This is a genomic window from Mesorhizobium sp. M7A.F.Ca.US.006.04.2.1 (genome assembly GCF_004022915.1).
Lineage (GTDB): Bacteria > Pseudomonadota > Alphaproteobacteria > Rhizobiales > Rhizobiaceae > Mesorhizobium > Mesorhizobium ciceri.
Genome location: NZ_RZQA01001043.1, coordinates 1 through 1,918, shown reverse-complemented (window position 1 = coordinate 1,918; position 1,918 = coordinate 1). Strand labels below are relative to the sequence as shown.

3 protein-coding genes and 1 pseudogene are annotated in these 1,918 nt (G+C 60.8%); all 4 read left to right on the top strand.

Annotated elements, in window-relative coordinates:
* Window positions 1–440 (top strand): glutathione S-transferase C-terminal domain-containing protein (locus EN925_RS33970; RefSeq protein WP_206633096.1); only part of this gene is annotated, 440 nt, incomplete at its 5' end.
* A gap of 427 nt (window positions 441–867) precedes the next feature.
* Window positions 868–1,077, top strand: a complete 210-nt coding sequence (locus tag EN925_RS33965; protein ID WP_010915421.1) for a cold-shock protein — start codon at window positions 868–870, stop codon at window positions 1,075–1,077.
* Window positions 1,078–1,436: 359 nt separating this feature from the next.
* Window positions 1,437–1,664 (top strand): hypothetical protein, encoded by a 228-nt coding sequence (locus EN925_RS33960; protein ID WP_013532399.1) that lies wholly within the window; start codon window positions 1,437–1,439, stop codon window positions 1,662–1,664.
* Window positions 1,664–1,918: pseudogene (locus tag EN925_RS33955) on the top strand (hypothetical protein); the annotation flags it as partial. The gene EN925_RS33960 and the pseudogene EN925_RS33955, both read left to right, overlap by 1 nt.

The following is a 1,918-nucleotide window of genomic DNA, read 5'->3' as shown; positions in this document are numbered from 1 at the left end:
TCCTTGAATATCTCGCCGACCTGTTTCCCGAGAAAAAGCTCTGGCCGGCCGATATCGACGCCCGCGCGCTGGCGCGTTCGGCCGCGAGCGAGATGCATTCCGGCTTTCGCGAGGTCCGCTATGGCTGGCCGATGAATTTGCGCCGGCCGAAGGGCCACAAGCCGCTCGACGCCGAGGGCGAGGCGCAACGCGCCCGCATCGAGGCGCTGTGGCGCGAGTGCCGGGAAAAATACGGCAGGGGCGGCCCGTTCCTGTTTGGCCATTTCACCGCGGCCGACGCCATGTATGCGCCTGTCGTCACCCGTTTCGACACCTATGGCGGCACGCTGGCGCCGGATACGCGCGCCTATGTCGACGCCGTGCTGGCAACGCCGGCGATGCGGCACTGGTATGCCGAGGCGGCCAAGGAGAGGTGGCCGGAACCCGGCCCGGACGAATAGCCGGATCCAACGAAAACGCCCCTCGCACCTTTTATCGTGCGGGGGGCGTCTTTGCCATCAACCGTTCTTTCGATTGCTCTCACGAACTGCTGACGACAAGGCATAAATGCGCCTTTGCGTGGATGGTTCCTGGATGCCAGAAAATTTTTTCAACTTGGCGCAAGCGCGCTGTTTGGCGCCCGGTTTGCCGTCATGCCAGCTGGTTTGGCCTGGTGTTTTGGGAGAAATCCGCATCTGTGGCTTTATGCAAATTTGACAGCGCGCCAAAAGAAGCCTACAAGCAAATCGTCGATATTTGTTTGACTGACTTTTGTTATCCGCGCTTTCGAGCGCGCCTTTGACGAACTTCCCACATCAAAAATCGGGACAAACGACGTTGTGCATCCGCATGGCGTCGAACGAATATTTGCCATGGAAAGGGTTCGTCATGAGCACCGGCACAGTTAAATGGTTCAACGCCACCAAAGGTTTTGGTTTTATTCAGCCTGACGACGGCTCGGCCGACGTTTTTGTCCACATCTCGGCCGTAGAGCGCGCCGGCATGCGTGACATCGTCGAGGGCCAGAAGCTCGGCTACGAGATGGTCCGCGACAACAAGTCGGGCAAGATGTCCGCCGACCAGTTGAAGGCGGCCTGAAAAACGAATTCTGCTCTCCCGGTGACCACGGATGTACTGGCACCGGTGAGTGGCGAATTCGGGCGCATGGCCGCGGCGACCTGAGTTTCCACGGCATATCATGTGCATAAGCAGGGCGTTCCCGTGCGGTGCATCCTTTTGGATGTCATCTGGTTGCGCGACGCTCTCATGGAAGGTCAGGCGGTGCCTGGCCTTTTTCATTTTCCGCGCCTTGCCGCCGAAAGTGCGCTGCGCGCCGGCCTGGACGTGCTAAGGGACGCTCCAGCAATTTGAATTCGCCGCGCGTATTGCTTTGTGCGTGATCCTGACCGAAGACCCGGTCTCGCTCCATCGGCACAGGCTCCTGACAGGAGAAAGATTTGACCACCAGTTCAAAGACAACCGTCGATCAGGCCGTGTCCCTGTTCAGCAAGACGCAAACCCAGTCGATGTCGCTCAACCGCATCAATTCCGAGCGCGACGCCGTCAGCGAGGCACGCGAAGCCAAGACCGCGCGTCTGCGCGAATTGCGCCTGGAGAAGGAGGCCGACGAGATGGCCGCCGCCGCCGCGCTAGCCGCTTTGCCGAAGCGGGCCGGACGACGCTGATGGCCACCAAACGCGTACCGCCAACACCGATCGCCGCCGACGCAACCATTGCCGATATGGTCGAAGGCCTCGACAAGCCGGTCGAATTCGTCCGGCGTGTGCTGGAAAAGCTCGAGCGCTGCAAGCGTGCCCACGGTGATGCCCAGGTTCGCGTCGGCGTGCGCGGCCGCGCCGAATGCCCGAACTACCTGATCGAGTATGTCCGCGAAGACGCCAAGACCCATGAGCGGGTGACGTATCAGGACGCCGCCTAC

Bases quoted from the DNA above. Each gene is read 5' to 3' on its own strand.
- EN925_RS33965 (WP_010915421.1), top strand. From the start codon at position 868: ATGAGCACCGGCACAGTTAAATGGTTCAACGCCACCAAAGGTTTTGGT.